Below are 23,208 nucleotides of genomic sequence, written 5' to 3'. Positions count from 1 at the left end.
GGGAAACGGCCTGGTCAGAGCCAGGATCGAGCGGTGAAATGGGGGACGGAAGGCATTCATGCGATTACCGTATGAACGCCTCCGTGGCCTGGCGCGGTGGCGGGCGCCATCCGGATGAGGTCCGGCGTGCGGGACGCTGACGACCCGTCGGGGCAAGCCGACACGCCGTCACATCCCCTCCCGGATCGGTGCCGGGACGGCCGCCGGGAGAGCGGCCGGCGGTGCTCGGGAGCCAGGGTGAGGGCCCGTCAGCACGCCGCAGGCCGGGGCGGGTGCGGGCCGCCGGGTGCCGGGGTGCGCGGTAGTGGGGTCCGCGGCGGTCGGATGTCGGGCGGTCGCGTGAAGGGCCGGTCGCGTGCCCGGCCGGCGGTCCCCTCGGCTCAGCCCGCCGCCGCACCGCCGTCGCCGGACAGCCCGCGCAGGCCCGCCGCGACCGCCTCGTCGTCCAGCGGCACCGGTGCGGCCTTCATCAGCTCCGCGGAGACCGGGTCCACCACACCGCCGATCCCGCGGTCCATCGCGGCCCTCATCCAGCGCACGGCGTCCAGGACGTTGCCCGCCGCGCTCGGCGAGTCGTCCACCTCCATCCGCAGGTCGACCTCGACGGGCGTGCCGCCGAACGCCTCGCCCTGGACGCGGATGAAGGCCACCTTGCGGTCGCCGAGGAACGGGATGAAGTCCGCCCCCACATGCATCCGCGGTCCGCGCGCGCCCGGACCAGAGCCGCTGCCGGCCGTCGCGCCCTGCGTCTTCGTCGCCTTCTTGGAGGCCATCCGCTCGGGGTCCTGCAGGTTGAGGAAGTCCATGTTGCCGCCGCCCAGCAACTGGTACGTGCTGTGCAGGGCGACGCCGTTGCGCTCCAGCACCTCCAGCAGCGCCCGGTGGACCAGCGTCGCGCCGAACTGGCTCTTCAGGTCGTCGCCGGCGAGCGGCAGCCCGGCCTCGGCGAAGGCCCGCGCCCACGGGGCCGACCGCGCGATCACCGCGGGCATGCAGTTGACGAACGCGCACCCGGCCAGCAGCGCGGCGCGCGCGTACAGCTCCGATGCCGACTGGCTGCCCACCGGAAGGAAGTTGACGAGGACGTGCGTGCCGGACGCGCGCAGCCGCTCCGCGACGTCCTCGGCCGAGGCGGCGCCGCGCGCCTCGAGCCGGCCGGAGGCGCTGCGGCCGACTCCGTCGCCCAGCGCGCCCTCCGTCACCGGGACGTCCAGGTACGGCACGTCGGCGAACGCACGCGCGTTGTTCGGCGCCGCCCAGATCGCCTCCGACAGGTCCCTGCCGGTCTTGCCGGTGTCGACGTCGAAGGCGGCGGTGAACCGGACGTCACCGACGGCGTACCCCGCGCACACCGGATGCCGCAGTCCCGCCGTGCCCGCGGGCGCGCCCCGGTAGAACTCCACGCCCTGCACCAGGGACGAGGCGCAGTTGCCGACCCCGACGATGCCGACGTTGACCGTACCCGGCGCGTTCCCGGTGCCGGTGTCAGCGCCGGCGCCGGTGCCGGTGTCCGTGCCGGTGGTGCCGCTCACCCCGCGTCCTCGATGTGCAGCAGGAAGTCGTCGAAGCGATGGGTGCCCGGGCGGCCGCCGGCCTCGGCCAGCGCCGTGCGCAGCGCCCGCAGGTGGCCGACGGACATCTCCAGCGGGGGCTCGTCCGGCTGGTGGGTGGTGCCGCGCGGGTAGTCGTCGCCGGGCTTCGTCGTCATCTCGACGTGGCAGCCCAGCAGATGGGTCACCGGATGGTGCTCGCAGAACGCCAGCAGGCGGTCGACCGTCGCCGTGTACGCGGGGAGGTCGCGGATGTAGAGGTGACCCGGGTACAGGGTGTCGCCCGTGAACAGCAGTCCCGTGCGCCGGTCGTGGAAGACGGTCGCCGCGCGCTCGTGCCCGGGGCCGGGCAGCACGTCCAGCACCCGGCCGCCGCCCAGGTCCAACTCCGCACTGCCGCCCGGCCATTCGGGCAGGCCGTAGAAGGCGGTCACCGCGTCCAGGTCCGCCCCGACCACCACCGTGTCCGGCCGCCCGGCGAACTGGGCGTCGCCCGCGACATGGTCGCCGTGCCCGTGGGTGTGCGCGACCACCAACGCGTAGGAGGGGTGCGGATGCAGGTCCAGCCAGTCCGCGACCGCCGCGTCGACGGTGGCGCGCAGCGGGAAGTACGCCGGGTCGGCGGTCGCCCCCGTGTCCAGCAGCAGCGCCCGCTCGGCGCCGAACAGCAGGAACAGGAACGGCGCCTCGAAGTGCACCGACATGTTCTGCCGCAGGATCAGCGTGCTCTCGTCGACGGCGTGGACCTGGATCTCGGGCGCCGGGTCGTGCTTGGGGGACGGCCAGCCCGCGTGCCAGCGCACATCGAGCCCGGCCGGCTTGGATGCGGTCATCCGACGACCCTACCCGGCGCCCTGCCGAGCACTTCGGCCAGCAGGCGGTACGACTCCAGCAGCTCGCCCCGGTCGTACGTGCTGGTGGTGACCAGGAACTCGTCGGCCGCACTCCGGGTCAGCAGGGACTCCAGGGCCTTCGCGACGTCCTCGGGCGTGCCGGCCACGTGACCCTCCAGCGCCTCCTCGAAGCGCTCCCGCTCCGGCCCGGTCATCGTGCGCGCCGCGATCGCGTCGGCGGGCGCGAGCGGGGGGAAGACGCCGTGGGTCCTGGAGTGGGCGGTCGCCCACGCCTCCGGCGCCAGCAGCCGCCCGGCCCGCTCACCCGTCGCGGCGACGGCCACGGTTCCCGACAGCACCACGTAGGGCTCCGCCCGCCACGGCGAGGGCACGAAACGGTCGCGATAGCGGTCCACCGCCCGCAGCAGGGCGTCCTCGTGACGGCCGCCGATCACCAGCGGCAGGCCGTGCGCGGCGGCCAGGTCGGCGCCGCTCCCGACGGCCAGCAGGAACGGTCGCGGCCGCAGGCCCTCCGCGGGCCACGCGTGCACCTGCGGATAGGAGTCCTGGCCACCGGTGAACCAGCCCAGCAGCTCCTCCAGCCGACCGCCGAACGCCTCGGCCTCCGCCTCGTCCCGGCCGGCGCCCAGCGCCTTCCTGATCCCGCCGGTGAAGCCCACCGACCGGCCGATGCCCATGTCGATGCGGCCGGGGAACAGCGACTCCAGCACCCCGAACTGCTCGGCCACCACCAGCGGCCGGTGGTTGGGCAGCATCACCCCGCCGGTGCCGACCCTGATCCGGGACGTGGCCGCGGCGACCGCCGCCGCCAGCACGGTCGGCGCCGACCCCGCCACGCCGGGCACGCTGTGGTGCTCCGACACCCAGAACCCGTCGTAGCCCAGCGCCTCGACGTCCCGTGCGAACGCGACCGTGTCGCGCAGCGCCCGCGGCCCGTCCGGCACCCGCGCCCGCGCGGCGCCGGACGCCGCGGCCGCACCGCCACCGTCCGGCGCCTCGCGGGTGCGCGAGCGGTCCAGCACGGAGAAGGGCGTGTCGCGCAGTACGGAGCTCACGCCGGTGTCAACACCGCCCGCGCGCGGCCATTCCCCGTCACGTTCCGTACGCGCGCGGGCACTCTTGTGGCGCCGCGGCACGCGGGCCTATCTTTGGCGCGCCCGGCACACGGGTGTTCGGCAGCCACAGACCACTGCCGGCCGGGTCCTGGAGAGGACGCCAACCATGCCCTTACGCGGACGCCACCGCCGTTACCGTCCCAGCCGGGTGTCGCAGGCCTCGCTGACCGTCACCGCGAGCGGAGCCGGGCTGGCCCTGCCGCTGGTGGGTCTGAGTACCGCGCACGCCGCCGCGTCGGACGTGTGGGACAAGGTCGCCACCTGCGAGTCCTCCGGGAACTGGCAGATCAACACCGGCAACGGCTTCTACGGCGGGCTGCAGTTCGCGTCCAGCACCTGGAAGTCCTTCGGCGGCACCGCCTACGCGCCGCGCGCGGACCTCGCCACCAGGAACCAGCAGATCGCGGTCGCCGAGCGGGTGCTGCGCAGCCAGGGCCCCGCCGCCTGGCCGGTGTGCTCGGTGCGCGCCGGACTGACGCGGCAGGCGGCCACCGCCTCGCACGTCGTGCAGGCCGCCTCGTACACCGCGCACGCCACCGTCCCCAAGCCGCGGCCCGCCGCCCACCCGCAGGCGAAGGCGCCCGCGAAGCCCCCGGCGGCGGCTCCGGCGAAGTCGCCGCACCCGGCGCCCGCTCGCCCCGCGGGCCGCGACCACTACACCGTCGTGTCCGGCGACACCCTGTCCGGAATCGCCGAGGACCACCATGTGGCCGGCGGCTGGCCGCAGTTGTACGCCGACAACCGGGGCGTCGTCGGCGGCGACCCCGACCTGATCCTGCCCGGCCAGCACCTGACGGTGCCGTCGCCCGCCGCCCGGCCGAAGCCCGAGGCCGCCCCGGCGAAGGCCGCACCGGCCCCGGCCGTCCGTCCGGCCTCCACGACGAAACCGAAGCCCAAGCCCAAGCCCGCCGCCGAGCCGGGCGGGAGCCGCGCTCCGGAGCACCACACGGCGCCCGCGCACACCCTCGTACGTAGCGGATACACGCTCCCCGTGGCACACGCCCCGATCGGCACGGCGTACCACGCGTCCGGCAGCCACTGGGCGAGCGGCTACCACACCGGCGTCGACTTCCTGGTGTCCACCGGCACCGCCGTCCACTCGGTGGCCGCGGGCCGGGTCGTCACCGCCGGATGGGGCGGGTCGTACGGCTACCAGGTCGTCATCCGGCACGCCGACGGCCGCTACAGCCAGTACGCCCACCTCTCGCAGATCTCGGTGAAGGCCGGCCAGCAGGTCAACGAGGGCCAGCGGATAGGGCGTTCAGGCGCCACCGGCAATGTCACCGGCCCGCACCTGCACTTCGAGATCAGGACCGGCCCCGACTACGGCGACGACATCGACCCGCTGCGATACCTGCGCGATCACGGCGTGTCCGTCTGAGTCCCCGGGCGGCCGTCCCGCCCGGGGCCGGCCGCGCCGCCGGGGCCGTCCATGCGGTCGCCGCTGCTGCCGTCGCCGCCGTCCGCGTAAGCGGACAGCGCCGGCAGCACCACCGCCATCCAGCAGCCGGCGAACAGCCAGGCGCCGAGCACGTCCGTGGGCCAGTGCACCCCCAGGTACACGCGGGTGAGCCCGATCAGCAGGGCGACCGCGCCGCACGCCCAGGCGGCCACGCGGCCCACCGCGCCAGGGAACGTCCGCAGCAGGCCCCAGGCCAAAACACCCGCGGCCATCGCGCTGGACGCACTGTGCCCGGACGGGAACGCGTGACCCGAGGCGTGCGCCGCCCAGTCCACGACCGGCGGCCGGGACCGGTGCAGCAGCAGCATCAGCGCGGTGCGCAGCACCTGCCCGGCCAGCAGCGCCAGCAGGGCCAGCAGCGCGGCCGGGACACCGCGTCGCGCGTCGCGGCCGCCGCCCAGCCAGCCCCCGACCGCCGCCGCGAGATACGGGTACGGCCCGGTGCCCGCCGCCGTCACCGCCCGCGCCGCGACGGCCCAGCCGTGCGGCCGGTGCCGCACGGACCAGTGGTGCGGTCCGGTGTCCACACCGTACGGTGTGCCGTGCCGTGCGAGCACGACGGCGGCCAGCGCCGCGAACGCGACGGCGAGGACGGCCGGCAGCACCAGCCGGCGCGCCGGGGGCAGCGTGACGGCAGGCCGGTGGCCCACTACGGGCGCTGCACCGGCACGTTGTCGTGCACGCGCTTGGGGTCGACGACCGCGACGGGCGCGAGCGCCGCCTCGATCCCGGCCATCACCTCCGCGTCCAGCCGCACACCCGCCGCCTTGGCGTTCTCCGCCACCTGCTCGGGCCGCGAGGCGCCGACGATCGCCGCCGACACGTTCGGGTTCTGCAGCACCCAGGCGACCGCGAGCTGCGCCATGCTCAGACCGGAGTCGGCGGCCAGCGGCTGCAGCAACTGCACGCGCTCCAGCAGGTCGTCGTTCATGTAGCGGCCGATCATGGCCGAGCCGCCCTTGTCGTCGGTGGCCCGCGAGCCGGCCGGCGGCTCCTGGCCCGGCTGGTACTTGCCGGTCAGCACGCCCTGCGCGATCGGCGAGAACACGATCTGGCCCAGGCCGAGCTCCTCGCACGCCGGGACGACCTCGCCCTCGATGACCCGCCACAGCGCCGAGTACTGCGGCTGGTTGGAGACCAGCGGGATGTGCAGTTCCCGGGCCAGCGCGTGCGCCCGGCGGATCTGGTCGGCCGTCCACTCGGACACGCCGATGTAGTGCGCCTTCCCGGAGTGCACGACGTCGGCGAACGCCTCCATCGTCTCCTCCAGCGGCGTGAACCGGTCGAACCGGTGCGCCTGGTAGAGGTCGACGTACTCGGTCTGCAGGCGGCGCAGGGAGTTGTCGATCGACTCCCTGATGTGCTTGCGGGACAGACCGCGGTCGTTGCGGCCCGGACCGGTCGGCCAGAACACCTTGGTGAGGATCTCCAGGCCCTCGCGGCGCTCGCCCTTCAGCGCGCGGCCGAGCACCGACTCGGCTCGCGTCTGCGCGTAGACATCGGCGGTGTCGAACGTGGTGATGCCCGCGTCGAGCGCGGCCTGGACGCAGGCGGTGGCCGCGTCCTCCTCCACCTGGGAGCCGTGGGTGAGCCAGTTGCCGTAGGCGATCTCGCTGATGATCAGGCCGCTGCGGCCGAGATGACGGTATTCCATGACCAGGACTCTAGATCGTGGCCCTGGCCTGGTGCGACGGTAGAGCGCGCTCGAACGCCGGGGGGCGGGGACCGGGCCTCAGCGCTTGGCCGGGCTCGTCAGCAGGAACGGGTCGCCGGCCCGGGTGCGGTGCCGGGTCGACTGCCATCCGCGGGCGGCCAGCAGCTCCGCGCAGCGGGCCAGGGCGTCGGCCGGCGACGCTGCGGACCAGGCGATCTCGGCGGTGTCCGGATGGGCCGACGCGGTCACCCGGTAGCCGGGCGAGCCGGCCCGGGCCGGCGGGCACCCCGCGGCCTCCAGCGCCAACGCGACCGCGTGGACCACTCGTTCCCGCTCCCAGGGCGCGGGCAGCGCGGACTCGCCGTCCGCCAGTACCGACCGGATCTGCAGCAGGCCCTCCCAGGCCGAGGCGACCTCGGCGGCCCGCCGGGCGGGATCGACCGGCGGCAGCCTCCCCGTGCCGTCGTCCGCGGTGAACGACCCGGTAGTGGGGGAGGGGACCGGCTGCGCCGCGTCCGGGGGAGCGCCGGACGCGGCGAGTTCGGCCCGCAGCCGCCGGCCCTCGGTCGTCAGGTAGTGGCTGTGATGGCCGCCGCGACCGTGCGGCACCGCGAGCCCCGCCGCGACGAGCGACGCGCACACCGCGGCCGACGCCCGCACCCGGCCGGTCGCCGGGTCGGACCCCGTCACCGCCCTGCGTCCCGCCGCGCCCAGCCCCTTGCCCATGGCTCCGACTGTAGGCGCTGCCACCGACGGTCACCGCCGTGCGCCCGCGTCCCGCCGCGCGGGGAAGGGCCGGCCCTGCCGTGCCGCCCTGCCGGTGTCTGGGAAATGCCGGGGAATGGGACCGGTGCGCCGGGCCCGGCGCGGCCGCCACCTAGGATCGGGGGATGGATCTTCGAAGGGCGCTGCGCCGGCCGGGGTGGAAGCGGCGGGCCGCGGTCGTGGGGGCGCTCGTGCTGCTCGCGGCCGGCGGCGCGGTCGCCGTCGGCAGCGCGGCCGAGGGCCGCGGGTCCGCGGTGCACCGCAGCGACGCGATGCTGGCCGGCGCCGGCGGGGTGCGGCTCGACACGTCGTACTTCACGGCCGGCGGCCCCGGCCGCAGACCCGCGGTGCTGCTCGGCCACGGCTTCGGCGGCAGCAAGGACGAGGTGCGCGGCCAGGCGGAGACGCTGGCCAGGCACGGCTACGCGGTGCTGACCTGGTCGGCCCGCGGCTTCGGCCGCTCCACCGGCCGCATCGGCTTGAACGCGCCGGACGGCGAGGTCGCCGACGTCCGCAAGCTCGTCGACTGGCTCGCCACCCGGCCCGAGGTGCGCCTCGACGCGCCGGGCGACCCGCGGGTCGGCATCACCGGTGTCTCGTACGGCGGCGCGATCTCGCTGCTCGCCGCGGGCTACGACCACCGCATCGACGCGATCGCGCCGCGCGAGACGTACTGGAACCTCAGCGACGCCCTGTTCCCCGGCGACGTCTACAAGAAGCTGTGGGCCGGCATCTTCTTCACCAGCGGTGCCACCCCGCTGACCGGCGGTCTCGGTGGCGCGCCCGCGACGGCACCGACGCCCGCGCCTTCCGGGGCGTCGGGCTCCCCGGACTCCACCTCGGGCCCGGCGAACCCGTCCGCGGGGCAGCCGGCGGGCAGCGGCGCCACCGCGGCGGACCCGCTGTGCGGCCGCTTCACCGCCGCCATCTGCGACCTGTACAAGCGGGTCGCCGAGGCGGGCAGGCCCGACGCGGCCGCGGAGGCGCAGCTGACCGCGCTCAGCCCGGCCGCGGTGGGCGCCCGCATCAAGGTGCCCGCGCTCATCGTGCAGGGCCAGACCGACTCGCTGTTCACCCTCGACCAGTCCGACGCGATGGCCCGCGCCCTGCGGGCCAACGGCGCCCCGGTGAAGGTCGACTGGATCTCCGGCGGCCACGACGGGGGCGACACCGAGGACGCCCGGGTCGACGCCCGCGTCACCGCCTGGTTCGACCACTACCTCAAGGGCGACACCGCGACCGGCACCGGGCCCGCGTTCCGTGTGACCCGCACCGGCGGCCTCAACTCCACCGACGGCAGCGTCGTCCTGCGCGGCGCGAGCGGAGCGGCCTACCCGGGCCTGCACGGCACCCGCACCCGCCGGTACGCGCTCAGCGGCGGCGCGCAGCGCGTCACCAGCCCCGCCGGCGGCTCACCGCCCGGCATCTCCGCCGTGCCCGGCGCCGGCGGCCTCACCCAGCTCTCCCAGTTCGGCGCCGGACTCGCCCTGGACTTCCCCGGGCAGTCCGCCTCGTTCGACTCCGCGCAGCTGCGCCACGCGGTCACGCTGACCGGTGCGCCCGAGGTGTCGGTGAAGGTCGCCACCGACGCGCCCGACGCCGTGCTGTTCGCCAAGCTGTACGACCTGGGTCCTGACGGCAAGCAGACCCTGCCGGCCTCGCTCGCCACCCCGGTGCGCGTCGCCGGCTCGCCCCAGGGCACCACCGTGCGGCTGCACCTCCCGGCCGTCGACCACGCCTTCGCCGGCGGCCACCGGCTGCGCCTCGTGCTGTCGACCACCGACCTCGGCTACGCCTCCCCGGCCGCGCCCTCGGTGCTGACCGTCTCCCTCGCCGACCCGCGGCTGACCGTGCCCACCGACCCCGGTCTGACCGCGGACGCGACCCCCCTCCCGGTCTGGGTGTGGGTGCTCCCGCCGCTCGCGGTCGCCGCCGCGGCGGCACTGCTGCTCACCGGCCGCCGTCGCGGCCGGCCCCGCCCGGCCGACCCCGCGCTCGCCGCGGTGCCGCTGCAGATCACCGGGCTGAGCAAGAAGTACGCGAAGGCCGCCGACCGGTACGCCGTGCGCGAGCTGTCGTTCCGCGTCGAACCCGGCCAGGTGCTGGGCCTGCTCGGGCCGAACGGCGCGGGCAAGACCACCACCCTGCGGATGCTGATGGGCCTCATCCGGCCGGACGAGGGCGAGATCCGGATCTTCGGCGAGGCGGTGCGCCCGGGCGCGCCCGTGCTGTCCCGCGTCGGCGCGTTCGTCGAGGGTGCCGGATTCCTGCCGCACCTGACCGGCCGCGCCAACCTCGACCTGTACTGGCAGGCCACCGGGCGCCCGGCGGAGGACGCCCACCTCGCGGAGGCGCTGGAGATCGCCGGCCTGGGCGACGCGCTGGACCGCGCGGTGCGCACCTACTCGCAGGGCATGCGGCAGCGCCTGGCCATCGCCCAGGCCATGCTGGGCCTGCCCGACCTGCTGATCCTCGACGAGCCGACCAACGGCCTCGACCCGCCGCAGATCCGCGAGATGCGCGAGGTGATGATCCGCTACGCCGGCGCCGGCCGGACCGTCATCGTCTCCAGCCACCTGCTGGCCGAGGTGGAGCAGAGCTGCACGCACCTGGTGGTGATGGACCGCGGCCGGCTGGTGACCGCGGGCCCGGTCGCCGAGATCGTCGGCTCCGCGGACACCGTGCTCGTCGGCGTCGACGGGGAGGTGCCCCAGTCCGCGGTCGACAAGGTCGCCGCGCTGCCGGGCGTCGCCACGGTGGTCCGCGAGGAGGACGGGCTGCTGGCCGTGCTCGACGGCATGTCGGCGTCCCGGCTGGTGGCCGAACTGGTCCGCCTCGACATCCCCGTGTCCCAGGTCGGGCCGCACCGCCGCCTGGAGGACGCCTTCCTCACCCTGATCGGAGGCTCGGCATGAGCACCGCACCCGCTGCCCCCGTCCCCGCGCCGGTCCCGCCCGGCCCGGCCGCGGCCACCGCGCCCGGCTATCGCGCCGGGCGCACCCTGCGGCTGCGGGTCGAGGCGCGCCGCCAGCTGCTGCGGCGGCGCACGATGATCGTGGCCGCCCTGCTCGTGGCGCTGCCGTTCATCCTCATCGCGGCCTTCGCGATCGGCGGGACGCCGAGCGGCGACGGGCGCAACGGGCCGACGCTGATCGACACGGCCACGGCGTCCGGCGCGAACTTCGCCGCGACCTGCCTGTTCGTGTCCGCCGGGTTCGTGCTGGTGGTGCCGGTCGCGCTGTTCTGCGGCGACACCGTCGCCTCCGAGGCCGGCTGGTCGAGCCTGCGGTACCTGCTGGCCGCGCCGGTGCCGCGGGCCCGGCTGCTGGGTGTGAAGCTCGCGGTGGCGCTCCTGTTCTCCGCGGTCGCCATCGTGCTGCTGCCGGCCGTGGCGCTCGCGGCCGGCACCGTGGCCTACGGGTGGGGCGACCTGGAGCTGCCCACCGGCGGCACGCTGAGTTCCGGCGCCGCCCTGCCGCGGCTGGCGATCGCCGTCGCGTTCATCTTCGTCAGCGAACTGGTCACCGCCGCGCTGGCGTTCTGGCTGTCGACGGTCACCGACGCGCCGCTGGGCGCGGTCGGGGGCGCGGTGGGCCTGACGATCCTCGGCAACGTGCTGGACGCGGTCACCGCGCTCGGCTCCTGGCGGGACGTCCTGCCGGCGCACTGGCAGTTCTCCTGGGCGGACGCGCTGCAGCCGACCATGGAATGGTCGGGGATGCTGCAGGGGACGTCCGTGTCGCTGTCCTACGCGCTGGTGCTCGTCGCGCTGGCGTTCCGCGGCTTCCGCTCCAAGGACATCGTGTCCTGACCGCCCGTCACCGGCGGGTCGCTGGGTCCCGCTGCGTCCCGCTGTATTCCTCGGGCGTACCCCCATTTCCTGTCGATGACCCGGCAAAGGATTCGGCCGTCCGGGTAAAGCAGGGGGCAGCAGACGGCCAATTCACTTGTTCTGCGCATGATCCACAGATCAGATCATCACAACAGCCGTCCTCGTGCGGCCGCACCACCCACCGGAGAGCTTCACTCAAGGAGGGTCCATGCGCAGATCTCGCCCGCGGCCTCGCGCCGTGGCCGCCGCGGCCGGGGCCACCGCCCTCACCGCCGCCGCCCTGATCGCCGCCCCGATGAGCGGCGCGGCCGCCGCGGCCGGCCACGTGACCGGCGCCGTCAAGGCGGTGCCCGCCGTGGCCGGCCACCGCCTGATCAAGGGCGTCGGCAGCCCGCTGACCATCGCGCAGTGCCAGGCCAAATGGGGCATCAACTGCTACACGCCCCTGCAGTACCGCCAGGCGTACGACCTGAAGCCGCTGTACCGCGCGGGCGTCACCGGCAAGGGCCGCACCATCGTGATCGTGGACTCGTTCGGCTCGCCGACGATCCAGCACGACCTCGACGTCTACAGCGCGCAGTTCGGCATGGCCAGCACCCACGTCCAGGTCGTCAAGTGGGGCGACGTCCCGCCGTTCGACCCGACCAACCCCGACCACACCGGGTGGGCCGGCGAGAGCACGCTGGACGTCGAGATGGCCCACGCGACGGCGCCGGACGCGCACATCGTGCTGGTGGAGACGGGCGTCGCGGAGACCGAGGGCGTCACCGGCCTGCCGGAGATGATGGACGCCGAGAAGGCCATGATCGACCACGGCGTGGGCGACGTCATCACGCAGAGCTTCGGCGCGACGGAGAACACCTTCCCCGGCTTCGCGCAGGGCGACTTCTCCAGCATCGGGAAGCTGCGCTACGCCTTCAAGGACGCGCAGCGGCACGGGGTGACGGTGCTGGCGTCCTCCGGCGACGGCGGTGCCACCGACGCGACCGAGGACGGCAGCACCAACTACCCGTACCGGGTGAACTCCTGGCCCTCCTCCGACCCGCTGGTCACCTCGGTGGGCGGCACCCAGCTGCACCTGGACGACGCGGGCGACCGCACGGCGCCGGACAGCGTGTACAACGACTACGGCGCCGGCGGCGGCGGGCAGTCGCACGTCTTCGCCAGGCCGCTCTACCAGAACGGCGTCCGGCAGGTCGTCGGCGCACAGCGCGGCACTCCGGACATCTCCATGTCGGCGGCCGTCGACGGCGGCGCGTGGGTGTACTCCAGCTTCGACCCGACAGCGGTGGGCTGGGACGTCTACGGCGGCACGAGCGAGGCGAGCCCGCTGTTCTCCGGCATCGTCGCGCTCGCCGACCAGCTGGCCGGGCACCGGGTGGGCGACATCCACCAGGCGCTGTACGCCCTCGCCAAGGGCACGGCGAAGTTCAGCGGCATCGTGGACGTCGCCGACGGCACCAACAACTCCTACGACGGCGTCACCGGCTACACCGCGGTGAAGGGCTACGACATGGCCACCGGCGTCGGCACCCTCGACGCGGCGCGCTTCGTCCCGGCGCTGGCGCTGACGAGCTGGCCGCGCTGACCTCGCGGGCCGCGCTGATCGTGCTGACGGCGCCGACCGTGGAACCGTCCGCGGAGCGGCACCGACCGCCGAGCGGCGCCGAGGCCGGCCGCCGTCGCTGAATCCGGCCGCCGCCGCGTCCCCGACAGGACGCGGCGGTGGCCGGTTCCCTCCGTTCGGACGGGAGACTGTCAACAACCTTGTCTGTTAGGACCCTTGACAGTCGGGTGGTCCAGACCAGCACTATTGGTCCAGACCAAATATGTGCTTCCGGATGCTGAAGCCCCCCACCGTCGAAGGGAGCGCGGTCCATGACCGGACCCGTTCGCAGACCCGTCCTCCGCACCCTGCTCACCGGTGTCGTCACCGCCGTCGCGTCCGCCGGACTGGCGCTGACCGGCGCCGGTACCGCGCACGCGGCCACCCCACTGCCCGCGCACGTCTTCGCCCCCTACTTCGAGGCCTACAACGGCGACAGCCTGTCCGGCCTCGCCTCGCAGTCCGGCAACAAGTACCTGACGATGGCGTTCATCCAGGCCGCCACCAAGGGCTCCTGCACGCCGTACTGGAACGGCGACAGCGGCATGCCGATAGCCTCGGCCAACTTCGGCAGCGACATCAGCACGCTGCGCGCCTCCGGCGGCGACGTCATCCCGTCCTTCGGAGGCTTCACGGCCGACGACACCGGCACCGAGATCGCCGACAGCTGCACCGACGTCAACTCGATCGCCGCGGCCTACGAGAAGGTCATCACGACCTACGACATCAGCCGCATCGACCTCGACACCGAGGACAACTCGCTCACCAACACGGCCGGCATCGACCGCCGCAACAAGGCGGTCAAGGCGGTCGAGGACTGGGCTGCGGCCAACGGCCGGAGCATCCAGTTCTCGTACACCCTGCCCACCACCACGACGGGCCTCGCCGACAGCGGCCTGAAGGTGCTGCAGAACGCGGTGTCCAACAACGCCCGGATCGACGTCGTCAACATCATGACGTTCGACTACTACGACGGTGCCACCCACAACATGGCCACCGACACGCAGACCGCGGCGCAGGGCCTGCACGACCAGCTCAAGACGCTGTACCCGTCCAAGACCGACGCGCAGCTGTGGGGCTCCATCGGCGTCACCGAGATGCCCGGCATCGACGACTACGGCGCCGCGGAGACCTTCACCACGGCGAACGCCACCACCGTGTACAACTGGGCGGTCGGCAAGGGCATCAACACCCTGTCGTTCTGGGCCCTCCAGCGGGACAACGGCGGCTGCCCGGGCACCGGCGGCTCCGACAGCTGCTCGGGCACCACGCAGAGCACCTGGCAGTTCAGCCACACCTTCGAGCCGTTCACCAGCGGTACCACCACGCCGCCGGCGAACGACTTCTCGCTCTCCCTGACGCCGTCGTCGGCGAGCGTCGCCGCCGGTTCGTCCGCGACCTCCAGCATCAAGACCGCGGTGGCCGCCGGGTCGGCGCAGTCCGTCGCCCTGTCGGTCAGCGGCGCCCCCGCGGGCGTCACCGCCTCCGTCAGCCCGGCCTCGGTCACCGCGGGCGGCAGCGCCACCCTGTCGGTGTCCACGACGGCCGCGGCGGCCAGCGGCACCTACGCCCTGACGGTCACCGGCACCGAGGGATCCGCCGTGCACACCGCCACCTACACCCTGACGGTGACGGGCGGCACGACCAGCTGCACCGCGGCCCAGTGGAGTTCCTCGGCGATCTACGTCGGCGGCAACACGGTCTCGTGGAAGGGCCACACCTGGAAGGCGAAGTGGTGGACGACCAACGAGGAGCCCGGCACCACGGGCGAGTGGGGCGTCTGGCAGGACCTCGGCGCCTGCTGAGTTCCTGACCCCGGCAGGTTCCGGGCGCTCCGAGGTATCCCGCGCACTCGCGGGACCGGTACGTTTCCGCGCGTCACGCGGCCTGGCCAGGAGCCGGTCCCGCCACGCGCCGAGGGGCTCGGCCGTGCTGGCCGGGCCCCTTCGCGTGGCCAACTCCCGTGCATAGTTCACGACTTATTTTTTGATGTGTATTGACTCCCGTGCGGGCGGCCCCTAGCGTCCACAGCGCATCGCGACCCCCACAACGCGACCAAGGAGACCCTGTGACACAGGTCCTTGCCGTGCCCGGCACACCACCCCCGGCGAGCCGCCGCCGCAGACGGACGGCCGCCCTCGCGGTGGCGATCCTGCTCCCGACCTCGCTCGGAATAGCCCTGGTCACCGCCAGGGACGCGGGCGCCGCCACGATCCCCACCGCACCGGCCACCGTCACCAACGTCAACAGCGGCAAGTGCGTCGACGCCCGCGCCGCGGCGACCGGCAACGGCACCGCGGTGCAGCAGTACACCTGCAACGGCACCTCGGCGCAGTCCTGGCAGTTCACCGCGACCGACAGCGGCTACTACCGGATCGGCGTGTCCACCGCGCCCGACCAGGTGTGGGACGAGACCGGCGTGTCCACGGCCGACGGCGCCCTCACCCAGCTGTGGCTGTACGGCGGCGGCGCCAACCAGCAGTGGCTGCCGGTCGCCGAGTCCGGCGGCTCCTTCCACTTCGTCAACCGCAACAGCGGCAAGTGCCTGGACGTGCCCTCGGCCTCCACCGCCGACAGCGTCCAACTGCAGCAGTACACCTGCAACGGCACCGCCGCCCAGTCGTTCAACGTCGGGGGCAGCGGCGGCGGCACCACCACACCGCCGCCCGGCACCCCGGACTTCGGCCCCAACGTGACCGTGTTCGACCCGTCGATGTCGACGTCCGCCATCCAGTCGCAGATCACGTCGGTCTACAACGCACAGGTCAACAACGAGTTCGGCACCCAGCGCAACGCCATGCTGTTCATGCCGGGCACCTACAACGTGAGCATCCCGGTCGGCTACAACACCCAGGTCTCCGGCCTCGGCCTGTCGCCCGACCAGGTCGACATCACCGGCAGCGGCATCCGGGTCGAGGGCCACACCGCCGACGGCAACGCGACGCAGAACTTCTGGCGCGACGTCGAGAACATGGAACTGAGCCCGAGCTCCGGCAGCACCATGTACGCCGTCTCCCAGGCCGACCCGTTCCGCCGGATGGACGTGCACGGCGGCATGCTGCTGTACGACAACACCCACGGCACCAGCGGCAACTGGTCGTCCGGCGGCTACGTCGGCGACTCCCGGATCTCCGGGACCATCAGCTCCGGCACCCAGCAGCAGTTCCTCACCAAGAACACCGCGATGGGCGGCTGGAGCGGCAGCAACTGGAACATGGTGTTCGTCGGCGACACCGGCGCGCCCGGCCAGAGCTTCCCCAACCCGCCGAACACCACGGTCGCGCAGAGCCCGGTCTCCAAGGAGAAGCCGTTCCTCTACGTGGACTCGGCCGGCGCCTGGCAGGTCTTCAACCCCGCGGTGCGCACCAACGCCCAGGGACCGGACTGGGTCAACGGCACCCCCGCCGGAACCTCGATCCCGATCGGCGACTTCTACATCGCCAAGCCCGGTGACACCGCGACGACGATGAACAACGCGCTCGCCGCGGGCAAGAACCTGCTCGTCACCCCCGGCGTCTACCACCTGTCGGCGCCGCTGAACGTCACGCGTCCCGACACCGTGGTGCTCGGCATGGGCATGGCCACGCTGGTGCCGGACAACGGAGTCACCGCCATCACCACCGCGGACGTCGACGGCATCGACATCGCGGGCCTGCTGATCAGCGCCAACACCACCAACTCGGCGACGCTGATGCAGGTCGGCCCGAGCGGCTCCACCGCCGACCACTCGGCCGACCCGACCGTGCTGCAGGACGTGTTCTTCCGCGTCGGCGGCGACATCGCCGGCAAGGCCACCACCACCCTGGTGGTCAACAGCGCCGACGTCGTCGGCGACGACCTGTGGCTGTGGCGCGGCGACCACTCCAACGGCGTCGGCTGGAACACCAACCCGGCCATGCAGGGCCTGGTCGTCAACGGCGCCGACGTGACGATGTACGGCCTCGCCGTCGAGCACTACGAGAAGTACCAGACCACCTGGAACGCCAACGGCGGCCGCGTGTACTTCTACCAGAGCGAGACCCCGTACGACGTGCCCGACCAGGGCAGCTGGACGACCAGCGGCGGCGACCTCGGCTACGCCTCCTACAAGGTCGCCAACTCCGTGACCACGCACGAGGCATGGGGCGTGGGCATCTACGCCTACCTGCGCGACAACCCGTCCCTGGTGCTCGGCCACGCCATCGAGACGCCCACCAGCACCAACGTGAAGTTCCACGACATGGTCACCACGGTGCTGGGCGGCGCCGGCACCATCAACCACATCGTCGACACCACCGGAGCCCAGGTCACCGCCAGCCACAACCACGAGACCTGGACCACCTACCCCTGACCGGGGGCGGGCGCCCGCCCGGAACACCCCCGCGGGGGAGTCCCGGGGGGACGCCGGCGGGTGACACCGCCGCGCACAGGTACGGGGCCGGCCGGCCCAGGGGGCGCATCCTGCCGGCCGGCCTCACCCGTGCGCGCGCAAGGGCCGGACCCGCCGCATTCCGCCGTCGCCGTGGACGGCCCGGAGAAAGGCCTGGCCGACCCATCCCCCCACGGGTGGGCCGGCCAGGTGGCCGGGATCGTGCCCGGCCGCTCGGTGGCGCGACGCGCGTCAGGTCAACGTCGCCGCCACCGGGTCCCAGCCGTCCGGCAGTGTCTCCACCGCCGGAGCCGCCGACTCCATGCCCACGAACCCGTGCCGCTCCGCCGAGTCGGTGATCGACGCCATCAACTCCAGCACGTGCTGCGCGAGTTCACCGGACGCCCGGTGACGGTCGCCGCCCCGCACGGCCCGGGCCATGTCGAGCACGCCGATACCGCGCCCGGCCGTCGTGCCCTCCACCGGCAGGTCCCGCCACTCCTCCTCGCCGAGTGCGCGGACCTGCAGCGGACCGTCGAAGGTGTTCGGGTCGGGCAGCGACAACGTGCCCTCGGTGCCGGTGATCTCGATCATGCGGCGCGGCACCGACGAGTCGAAGCTGAACGTCGCCGACGTGCTCGGGCCGTTCGCGAAGTCGAGCAACGCGTGGACGTGCGTGGGCACTTCGACGTCGAAGACGGTGCCGGCCTTCGGACCGGAACCGATCACCCGCTGCGCCCGCGCCTGCCGGGCGGTCGCGGCCACCCGGTCCACCGAGCCGAACAGCGCGACGAGCGCCGTCAGGTAGTACGGGCCGATGTCGAACAGCGGCCCCGCGCCGTACTGGAACAGGAACTCCGGGCTCGGGTGCCAGCTCTCCGGGCCCGGGCCCTGCGTGACCGCCGTCGCGCTGACCGGCTCGCCGATCAGGCCCGCCCGCAGCGCACGCGCCGCCGACTGCAGCCCCGCGCCGAGGAAGGTGTCCGGCGCGCTGCCCACCCGCAGGCCCCGGGTCTGGGCCTCGGCGAGGATCTTCGCCCCGTCGGACGGCGCCAGGGCCAGCGGCTTCTCGCCGTAGACGTGCTTGCCCGCCCGCAGTGCCGCGGTCGCGACCTCGGCGTGCGCGGCCGGGATCGTCAGGTTCACGACGATCTCCACCTCGGGGATCGCCAGCGCCGACGCCAGGTCGCCGTGCGCCGGCACCCCGTACGCCTCCGCCTGCGCGCGGGCCCGCGCCACGTCCAGGTCCGCCACCGACAACACCCGGACGTCGGGGAACGTCGACAGCGCCGTCAGGTACTGCGTGCTGATGACGCCGGCGCCGACCAGCGCCACGCCGACCGGACCACTGCTCATGAACGCCCCTCCAGCGCGGTCAGATAGGCGTGCGACTCGGCGACGGCATCGAAGACGTCGCCCGCACACGAGTCGAGTTCGACGATGCGCACCGCGTCCGGCGCGGCGGCCAGGATCGACGGCACGTCGATGACGCCCTTGCCGACCGCGGTGTGCGGCTCGTCCTTCACCCCGGGGCCGTCCTTGACGTGCAGGGCCAGCACCCGGTCGCCGAGGCTCCGCAGCAGCTGCGGCACGTCGGCGCCGCCAACGGCCGCCCAGTACGTGTCGACCTCGAGGAAGACCTCGGGCGCCAGCAGGCCCGCCAGCACCTCCAGCGCGGTGCGGTCCTCGAAGCGCGGCTCGATCTCCCACCAGTGGTTGTGGTAGCCGATGCGGATGCCGCGCTCCGCGGCCTTCGACGCGAAGCCGTTGAGCAGGTCCGCGGTCCGCTGCAGGCCCTCCAGCGTGGTGAACTCCTCGTGGGCGATGCCGCCGGGGATGATCGCCCGGTCGGTCCCCACCGTGGCGACCGCGTCGAACACCTCGCCGGCGTCCTTGTCGAACAGCGCGTACGCGTGCGTGCTGGTCACGCTGATGCCCAGGTCGTCGGCGATCTTGCGGAAACCGGCCGGGTCCGCCGTCGGGTCGTACGGCTCCACCGAGCGGTAGCCGATCCCGGCGAGCCGGGTCAGCGTCCCGTCGCGGTCGGCGGCCATCTGGTCCCGGAGGGTGTAGAGCTGGATGCTCAGGGGGTGGGTCATCGAACGGATGCCTCCTCGGTCGAACAGCAGTGCGGCAGGACGGTGCGCGCACTACGGCGTCGGTGCGGGTGTGTACGGATGCCGGTGGTGGGAGTCAGCCGACGATGAGGGGCCGCAGAGTGCGATGGGCGATCTCCAGGCCCTGGGTGACCCGCTGGACGTCACCGCTCCAGACGGGGTCCTCGTGCTCCACGGACAGCACGCCGGTGAAGCCGCCCTCGTACAGGGTGTCGACGACGCGGCGCCAGTCCACGTCGCCGAGCCCCGGTACGCGGTAGCGCCACCAGCCGCTGTCCCAGCCGTCGTTGCGCTCGACGGTCCGGCCGAAGAAGCCGTACCGGTTCCGGGCGGCCGGATCCAGCTGGGCGTCCTTGGCCTGGGCGTGCGGGATGCGGTCCAGGTAGGGCTTGAGCGCCGTGACCGGGTCGATGCCCAGCCACAGCAGGTGCGAGGGGTCGTAGTTGAGGTACAGGCCCAGGTCGAACATCCACTCCCACAGCTCGGGGGAGTAGGCGAGGTTGCCCGGGTAGCCGTCGGGGTGCCAGCCCTCCATCACGCAGTTCTCGATGATGATCTTCACCCCGCGCTCGCCGGCGTACTCCACCAGCGGCGGCAGCTCCCGCTCGGCCAGCGCGATGTTCTCCTTGACCGACAGGCCCGGGTGCCGCCCGATGAACGTGCCCACGCTCTCCACGCCGAGCAGCTGCGCGGCGTCCACGTTGGCCCGCACGTGATCGGCGATCTCCGCCCTGCGCGCCTCGTCGGCGTGCAGGTTGTTCTCGTAGTACGCCAGCGACGACAGCAGCAGCCCGTGCTTGTCGAACAGCGCCCGGACGTCCTCGGCCTCGCGCGCGCCGAAGGCCCGTACGTCGATGTGGCTGGCCTCGAAGTCACGGGAGCCGGTCGACGGCCACGTCGCCACCTCCAGCGCCTCGTAGTCGTGCGCCGCCGCCCACGCCGCGATCTCGTCCAGCGGCAGTTGCGGAAGGCAGGCGGTCAGGAAGCCCAGCTTCATCTCAGGAGACCTCTTTCCAGGAGCGGTTCGCGGCGGAGTCCAGGACCGCCTCGGTGAGGCGCACCATGCGGGCGGCGTCGTCGAAGGTGGGGAACGCGCCCCCGGTGCCGTCGCCGCGGATGGCGGCGTGCACGTCGCGGACGAAGGCGGCGAAGCAGTCCAGGTACCCCATCGGATGGCCGCCGGGGACCACCGACAGGCGGGCCGCGTCCGGCGACAGCACGGCCGGGTCGCGCAGCACCGCCGCGTTCTCACCGCGGCTGCCCACGAACAGCGACTCGGGGTTCTCCTGGTCGAAGGCGAGCGCGGTGCGGGTGCCGTCGACCTCGAACCACAGCCGGTTCTTGCGGCCCGGCGAGATCTGGGACACCGTCACCGAGCCGGTCGCGCCGAGGTCGGTGCGGAACAGCAGCTGCACCACGTCCTCGGTGGCGGGCAGCCCGCCGTCGCGCGGCACCGTCTGGCTCACCGCGGTCAGCTCGCTGATCCGGTGCCCGGTCACCCACTCCACCAGGTCGCACCAGTGCGAGCCGATGTCGGCGAACGCCCGCGACGGGCCGCCGGCCGCCGCGTCCACCCGCCAGTTGGTGTCACCCGGCTCGGACAGCCAGTCCTGCAGGTAGTGGCCGTGCACCAGGCGCACCTCTCCCGCCCGGCCGTCGCGGACGCGGGCGCGCGCCTCGGCCGCCATCGGGTGGTACCGGTACACGAACGGCACCGCGGCCACCCGCCCGCTCTCCGCGGCCAGCGCCGCCAGGGCGTCGGCGGTCGCCGCCGAGGTCGTCAGGGGCTTCTCGCACACCACGTGCTTGCCGGCGCGCAGGGCGAGTTCGGCCAGGCGGGCGTGCACGTCGTTGGGCGTGCACAGGTGGACCACGTCGACGTCGTCGCTGGTGACCAGCTCCTCGGAGGAGTCGAAGGCCCGCTCCACGCCGAGCGCGGCGGCGGCCTCCTTGGCCCGGGCCGGCGTCGAGGCGCTGATCCCCACGACGGGGGCGCCGGTGCGGCGCACCGCGTCCAGGTGCACCCGGCCGATCATGCCCGTCCCGGCGATGGCCGTGCGCAGCGGCGACCGCGGTGGTCCTTGCCGCGACGCACCTGCCGATGCGTGCGAGGTGTGACCCGAAGCTCCCAACGTGGCCCTCCCTTTCGGTTCCCCAAAGACGCTAGCCACCGCTCTTTCGGTTGACAATGGCAAGATTTCGGCTAACTTCTGTCATAAATAAGCCGGGCGGAAGAGGGGCGACGACCACGTGAGCGCAGCAGGCGACCGGCAGTTGACCGCACTGAGCGAGCTCGCCGGACTCGTCGCCGGCGGCACCACCCGGCGCAGCCAGCTCGCCACCGCCACCGGCCTGTCCCGCGCCGCCGTCGCCCAGCGCGTCGACCTGCTCATCACCAAGGGCCTCCTGGTGGAGACCGGCACCGTCGCCACCGAACGCGGCCGCCCGCCGCTGGCCCTGCAACTCGCCTCCGACGCCGCGGTGGTCTGCGCCGTCGACCTCGGCGCCACCCACAGCACCGTCGCCGTCGCCGAACTCGGCGGCGCCGTCCTGTCCGAGGCCACCGAGGAACTCGACATCGACGAGGGCCCCGAGGCCGTCCTCAGCGGTCTCCACGACCAGCTCGGCCGCCTGCTGGCCGACGCCGGCCACCCCGCGTCCCACGTACGCGCCATCGGCATCGGCGTGCCCGGCCCCGTCGAGGCCAGCACCGGCACCGTCGTCCGCCCGCCGATCATGCGCGGCTGGGACGGCTACCGCGTCCCCGGCTTCTTCGAGGGCCGCTACGACGCGCCCGTCCTCGTCGACAACGACGTGAACATGATGGCGCTCGGCGAGTACGCGCACCGGCCCGCCGCCGACCACCTCCTCTACGTCAAGGTCGGCACCGGCATCGGCTGCGGCATCGTCTCCTCCGGCGGCCGCGTGCACCGCGGCGCTTCCGGCGCCGCGGGCGACATCGGGCACATCCGGGTGCCCGGCCAGGACGACGTCCTGTGCCACTGCGGCAACACCGGCTGCGTCGAGGCGGTCGCCTCCGGCGCGGCCATCGCCGCGGCGCTGCGCGACGCCGGGCTCCCCGTCGAGCACGTCGCGGACGTCGTCCGCCTCGTCGCCGCGGGCGACCCCACCGCCCGCCGCCACGTGCGGCTCGCCGCCCAGCGCATCGGGGACGTCCTGGCGTCCCTCGTCAGCTTCTGGAACCCCGACACGATCGTGCTCGGCGGCAGCATCGCCAGCCTCCACGACGACCTGCTCGCGGACATCCGTGCCGCCGTCTACCGGAGGGCCCTGCCGCTGGCGACGCGGACGGTCGCGATCGAGGCGACGATTCTGGGGCGGCGCGCGGGGATCGAAGGCGCGCGCCGGCGCGCCGTCCACCACCTGCTCTCACCGGCGGGCATCGCGCAGTTCCTGTCCACGCCGTGACGGTTCCACCTGGGGTCAGGGGGCGGGGTGGCCCCCGGGGGCCTGTTCGGGCTCCGGGGTGCCCCCGGGGCTTGCTCGTTGTCCACCGGCCGGTGGTGTGTTCGGGCTCCGGGGTGCCCCGCGCTGCGCGCTGCCGTGTGCCGGTCTCGTCGTGGTTGTTCGCGCAGTTCCTCGCGCCCCTGATATGCGTGCCCTTTGTCCGTGGGGTCGGGGGCGCTCCGGAAGCGTCTCCTCGGAAATGTGCATACGGGTTCGTCCGTCTGCTTGCCCGGGGGCCGCGCACATTTCTCTGCGGGGAGCACTTCCTCCCCACCCCCTCCCGCTGATCCACCGTGCGGCGGGGGACATGGGACACAGCCAATGTCCTCCCGCAGACGGGGACGGGCCGGAAGGGGACGATCCGGGTGTGTCCCCGCAGAGCTTTGCAAGGCCCCGGCCCACCAATCTGGAAGAAGTCGCCATGCAAAGCTCGAGGA

At 73.6% G+C, this 23,208-nt stretch carries 17 protein-coding genes; 7 read left to right on the top strand and 10 right to left on the bottom strand.

Annotated features, from left to right (window positions below):
• Nucleotides 1-380 precede the first annotated feature (380 nt).
• The 3 genes from BMW99_RS22700 to BMW99_RS22690 are packed head-to-tail and all read right to left on the bottom strand — an operon-like array spanning nt 381 to nt 3,459.
• The gene (locus BMW99_RS22700; protein WP_079138856.1) at nt 381-1,532 is read right to left on the bottom strand and encodes an inositol-3-phosphate synthase; all 1,152 of its coding nucleotides are present in this window, start codon (nt 1,530-1,532) and stop codon (nt 381-383) included.
• On the bottom strand, nt 1,529-2,383 hold the full coding sequence (locus BMW99_RS22695) for an MBL fold metallo-hydrolase (RefSeq protein ID WP_069466189.1): 855 nt from the start codon (nt 2,381-2,383) through the stop codon (nt 1,529-1,531). The genes BMW99_RS22700 and BMW99_RS22695 overlap by 4 nt, the downstream gene beginning before the upstream one ends.
• Nucleotides 2,380-3,459 carry an MsnO8 family LLM class oxidoreductase gene (locus BMW99_RS22690; protein WP_069466188.1) on the bottom strand — a complete coding sequence of 360 codons (1,080 nt, stop codon included), beginning with the start codon at nt 3,457-3,459 and terminating at the stop codon, nt 2,380-2,382. The genes BMW99_RS22695 and BMW99_RS22690 overlap by 4 nt, the downstream gene beginning before the upstream one ends.
• Before the next feature lie 166 nt (nt 3,460-3,625).
• On the opposite strand from BMW99_RS22690, the gene BMW99_RS22685 reads away from it, so the two are divergent.
• Nucleotides 3,626-4,900: a transglycosylase family protein gene (locus tag BMW99_RS22685; protein WP_069466187.1), complete on the top strand. Its 1,275-nt coding sequence runs from the start codon at nt 3,626-3,628 to the stop codon at nt 4,898-4,900.
• On the opposite strand, the gene BMW99_RS22680 is transcribed toward BMW99_RS22685, so the two are convergent.
• From BMW99_RS22680 to BMW99_RS22670, 3 genes are all read right to left on the bottom strand, one after another.
• A complete protein-coding gene (locus BMW99_RS22680; RefSeq protein WP_075017430.1) occupies nt 4,882-5,631 on the bottom strand; it encodes a phosphatase PAP2 family protein in 750 nt (249 codons plus the stop codon). The two genes, BMW99_RS22685 and BMW99_RS22680, sit on opposite strands and share 19 nt — an antisense overlap.
• Nucleotides 5,631-6,635 carry an aldo/keto reductase family protein gene (locus tag BMW99_RS22675; protein WP_069467630.1) on the bottom strand — a complete coding sequence of 335 codons (1,005 nt, stop codon included), beginning with the start codon at nt 6,633-6,635 and terminating at the stop codon, nt 5,631-5,633. Before BMW99_RS22675 ends, BMW99_RS22680 begins: the two co-directional genes overlap by 1 nt.
• 78 nt (nt 6,636-6,713) lie before the next feature.
• Nucleotides 6,714-7,361 carry a hypothetical protein gene (locus BMW99_RS22670; RefSeq protein ID WP_069467631.1) on the bottom strand — a complete coding sequence of 216 codons (648 nt, stop codon included), beginning with the start codon at nt 7,359-7,361 and terminating at the stop codon, nt 6,714-6,716.
• 164 nt (nt 7,362-7,525) lie between these two features.
• Here BMW99_RS22670 and BMW99_RS22665 point away from each other — a divergent pair, with 164 nt between their 5' ends.
• The 5 genes from BMW99_RS22665 to BMW99_RS22645 all read left to right on the top strand — a co-directional run bounded on the left by BMW99_RS22665 (nt 7,526) and on the right by BMW99_RS22645 (nt 17,168).
• The gene (locus BMW99_RS22665; RefSeq protein ID WP_079176145.1) at nt 7,526-10,315 is read left to right on the top strand and encodes an alpha/beta fold hydrolase; all 2,790 of its coding nucleotides are present in this window, start codon (nt 7,526-7,528) and stop codon (nt 10,313-10,315) included.
• Complete coding sequence (locus BMW99_RS22660) at nt 10,312-11,211, top strand: ABC transporter permease (RefSeq protein ID WP_075017429.1); 900 nt, start codon at nt 10,312-10,314, stop codon at nt 11,209-11,211. The genes BMW99_RS22665 and BMW99_RS22660 overlap by 4 nt, the downstream gene beginning before the upstream one ends.
• A 229-nt stretch (nt 11,212-11,440) precedes the next feature.
• Nucleotides 11,441-12,820: a S53 family peptidase gene (locus BMW99_RS22655; RefSeq protein WP_069464626.1), complete on the top strand. Its 1,380-nt coding sequence runs from the start codon at nt 11,441-11,443 to the stop codon at nt 12,818-12,820.
• Between the two features lie 290 nt (nt 12,821-13,110).
• Complete coding sequence (locus BMW99_RS22650; protein ID WP_069464625.1) at nt 13,111-14,643, top strand: glycosyl hydrolase family 18 protein; 1,533 nt, start codon at nt 13,111-13,113, stop codon at nt 14,641-14,643.
• 263 nt (nt 14,644-14,906) lie between these two features.
• Nucleotides 14,907-17,168, top strand: coding sequence for an RICIN domain-containing protein (locus BMW99_RS22645; protein WP_245791587.1), 2,262 nt, complete (start codon nt 14,907-14,909; stop codon nt 17,166-17,168).
• Between the two features lie 270 nt (nt 17,169-17,438).
• Here the strand turns inward: BMW99_RS22645 and BMW99_RS22640 are convergent, their stop codons facing one another.
• From BMW99_RS22640 to BMW99_RS22625, 4 genes are all read right to left on the bottom strand, one after another.
• Nucleotides 17,439-18,542 (bottom strand): Gfo/Idh/MocA family protein, encoded by a 1,104-nt coding sequence (locus tag BMW99_RS22640; protein ID WP_069464623.1) that lies wholly within the window; start codon nt 18,540-18,542, stop codon nt 17,439-17,441.
• Nucleotides 18,539-19,285, bottom strand: a complete 747-nt coding sequence (locus BMW99_RS22635) for a sugar phosphate isomerase/epimerase family protein (protein ID WP_069464622.1) — start codon at nt 19,283-19,285, stop codon at nt 18,539-18,541. Before BMW99_RS22635 ends, BMW99_RS22640 begins: the two co-directional genes overlap by 4 nt.
• Before the next feature lie 94 nt (nt 19,286-19,379).
• Entirely contained in the window at nt 19,380-20,300 is a 921-nt protein-coding gene (locus BMW99_RS22630) for a sugar phosphate isomerase/epimerase family protein (protein ID WP_069464621.1), read from the bottom strand.
• A 1-nt stretch (nt 20,301) separates the two neighbouring features.
• Nucleotides 20,302-21,435, bottom strand: coding sequence for a Gfo/Idh/MocA family protein (locus BMW99_RS22625; RefSeq protein WP_075017428.1), 1,134 nt, complete (start codon nt 21,433-21,435; stop codon nt 20,302-20,304).
• A gap of 118 nt (nt 21,436-21,553) precedes the next feature.
• Here BMW99_RS22625 and BMW99_RS22620 point away from each other — a divergent pair, with 118 nt between their 5' ends.
• Nucleotides 21,554-22,732 (top strand): ROK family protein, encoded by a 1,179-nt coding sequence (locus BMW99_RS22620; protein ID WP_075017427.1) that lies wholly within the window; start codon nt 21,554-21,556, stop codon nt 22,730-22,732.
• The last annotated feature ends 476 nt before the right edge of the window (nt 22,733-23,208 follow it).

Source organism: Actinacidiphila rubida (genome assembly GCF_900110255.1).
Classification (GTDB): Bacteria; Actinomycetota; Actinomycetes; order Streptomycetales; family Streptomycetaceae; genus Actinacidiphila; species Actinacidiphila rubida.
Note: the sequence above shows the minus strand (reverse complement) of the source record. Positions and strands in the feature narration are given on the sequence as shown.

Bases quoted from the DNA above. Each gene is read 5' to 3' on its own strand.
- BMW99_RS22650 (WP_069464625.1), top strand. From the start codon at position 13,111: ATGACCGGACCCGTTCGCAGACCCGTCCTCCGCACCCTGCTCACCGGT.
- BMW99_RS22685 (WP_069466187.1), top strand. From the start codon at position 3,626: ATGCCCTTACGCGGACGCCACCGCCGTTACCGTCCCAGCCGGGTGTCG.
- BMW99_RS22675 (WP_069467630.1), bottom strand. From the start codon at position 6,635: ATGGAATACCGTCATCTCGGCCGCAGCGGCCTGATCATCAGCGAGATC.
- BMW99_RS22670 (WP_069467631.1), bottom strand. From the start codon at position 7,361: ATGGGCAAGGGGCTGGGCGCGGCGGGACGCAGGGCGGTGACGGGGTCC.
- BMW99_RS22640 (WP_069464623.1), bottom strand. From the start codon at position 18,542: ATGAGCAGTGGTCCGGTCGGCGTGGCGCTGGTCGGCGCCGGCGTCATC.
- BMW99_RS22695 (WP_069466189.1), bottom strand. From the start codon at position 2,383: ATGACCGCATCCAAGCCGGCCGGGCTCGATGTGCGCTGGCACGCGGGC.
- BMW99_RS22635 (WP_069464622.1), bottom strand. From the start codon at position 19,285: ATGACCCACCCCCTGAGCATCCAGCTCTACACCCTCCGGGACCAGATG.
- BMW99_RS22660 (WP_075017429.1), top strand. From the start codon at position 10,312: ATGAGCACCGCACCCGCTGCCCCCGTCCCCGCGCCGGTCCCGCCCGGC.
- BMW99_RS22655 (WP_069464626.1), top strand. From the start codon at position 11,441: ATGCGCAGATCTCGCCCGCGGCCTCGCGCCGTGGCCGCCGCGGCCGGG.
- BMW99_RS22665 (WP_079176145.1), top strand. From the start codon at position 7,526: ATGGATCTTCGAAGGGCGCTGCGCCGGCCGGGGTGGAAGCGGCGGGCC.
- BMW99_RS22630 (WP_069464621.1), bottom strand. From the start codon at position 20,300: ATGAAGCTGGGCTTCCTGACCGCCTGCCTTCCGCAACTGCCGCTGGAC.